Source organism: Streptomyces sp. OfavH-34-F, from assembly GCF_022347745.1.
In the GTDB taxonomy this organism is placed as follows: Bacteria; Actinomycetota; Actinomycetes; order Streptomycetales; family Streptomycetaceae; genus Streptomyces.
In genome coordinates, this window is sequence record NZ_JAKRGC010000583.1 from 1 (window position 1) to 1,794 (window position 1,794).

General features: G+C 78.1%; 1 protein-coding gene and 1 pseudogene. One reads left to right on the plus strand and one right to left on the minus strand.

The genetic code is table 11. From position 1 onward, the window contains the following. Positions 1-739, plus strand: a 739-nt coding sequence (locus MHW47_RS35105) for a peptidase dimerization domain-containing protein (RefSeq protein WP_239227866.1), incomplete at its 5' end; no start/stop codon positions are given. An 8-nt stretch (positions 740-747) separates the two neighbouring features. On the opposite strand, the pseudogene MHW47_RS35875 reads toward MHW47_RS35105, so the two are convergent. Further along, positions 748-1,794 (minus strand): annotated as a pseudogene (locus MHW47_RS35875) (AfsR family transcriptional regulator); the annotation flags it as partial.

Consider the following 1,794-nt stretch of genomic DNA (forward strand, 5'->3'; position numbering starts at 1 on the left):
CGCCGGCCTCGTCGCGCACGGCGGCCCGCACGCCCCGGTCACCGCCGCGAGCGCCGCCCTCACGGTCCTCGTCCACGGCCGGGGCGGTCACGCCGCGACCCCGCACCTCACCGTGGACCCCGTGGTCACCAGCGCGGCGGTGATCAGCCGCCTCCAGACGATCGTCGCCCGCGAGGCCGCCCCCGCCGAGCAGCTCACCCTGACCGTGGGCACCGTGCGCGCCGGCACGGCCGTCAACGTCGTCCCGGACACCGCCGAACTCGGCATCGGCCTGCGCGCCCTCTCCGACGCCGCCCTGGACCGCGCGCTGGCCGCGGTGGAGCGCATCGTCCGGGCCGAGTGCGCCGCGTCGGCCTGCCCCCGCGACCCGGACCTGACCGTGGTCTCCCGCGCCCCGGCCCTGCACACCGACCCGGCCGCGACCGAGGCGGTCCGCTCCGCCCACACCGCCCTGTACGGCCCCGAACGCGTCACCGGCTGGCCCCCCTCCCTGGCCTCCGAGGACTTCCCCCTCTACGGGGACGCCGGCCGCGCACTCCACGGCGAGGCGGGCATCCCGCTCGTCTACTGGATGCTGGGCACCACGAGCCCCCGCCAGTGGGCGGCGACCGGCGGCCGGGACATCCCCCCGAACCACTCCCCCCACTTCGCCCCCGCCGTCCGCACGGCCCTCCCCGCCGCGATCACCGCCCTCACCTCAGCGGCCCTGACCGTGCTGACCGGGGCGCCGCCCGCCTAGCGGAAGGCTCACGCCACCGCCGACAGGCGCGGGGCCGTGTCGCGGGGTGGGGCCGGGAGGGTGTGGGCGCAGTCCTGGAGGAGTTGGGGGATGGCCAGGTGGGCCGGGTCGGGTTCGTCGGCCAGGTTGTGGTCGAGGAGGGTGTCGAAGAGGCATTCCACGGCCGCGGGGGCGAGGCCGGTGGCGGCGCAGGTCTGGGGGATGTCGTGGACGGGGGCCGGGTGGAGGGCGAGGGCGCGGGTGAACTCCAGGGCCTCGCGGGGGAGGTGGTCGTAGGAGAGGGCGAGGACGGACATCAGGTCGCGGTCGGCCGTGCGCAGGAACGCGGCGCGGCTGCCGCTGGTGCGCAGGCGGGCGGTCACGTCCGGGACGGTCCATGAGGGGCGGTCGCGCAGCCGGGTCGCCGCGATGCGCAGGGCGAGCGGGTGGTGCCCGCACAGGGCGACCGTCCGGTTCAGGGGCGCGCCGGCGCAGGCGTCGCCGGCGATGCGGCGGAACAGGGTCTCCGCCTCGGCGGGGGCGAGCGCGCCCAGGGGCAGGGAGAGGGCGCCGTCCGTCGCGGTCAGCTTGCGGCGGGTGGTGATCAGGGTGAGCGTGTCGCCCGTGCCGGGCAGCAGCGGGGCCACCTGGGCGGCGTCCGCCGCGTTGTCGAGGACGAGCAGGGCGCTGCGGCCGGCGAGGTGGGAGCGCCAGATGGCGCTGCGCTCGGCCGCCCCGGCCGGGAGACCGTCGGGGGCGGCTCCGACGGAGCGCAGCAGCACCCCCAGCGCCTCCTCGGGGGAAAGCGGGGCGCGCGCGGTGCTGAAGCCGTGCAGGTCCACGTAGAACTGGCCGTCCGGGTGGTCCGGGGTGCGGCGGTGGGCGAAGTGGACGGCGAGGGCCGTCTTGCCGATACCGCCCATGCCGTCGATCACGACCGTGCGGGGGAGGCCGCCGCCCGGGTCGCCGGCGGCCCGGTCGAGCCGCGCCAGTTCGGCGGCCCGGCCGGAGAAGTCGGGGAGGTCGCGCGGCAGGTAGTTGTCCCGGGCGGGGCGGGGGGCGGCGGGCCGTACGGC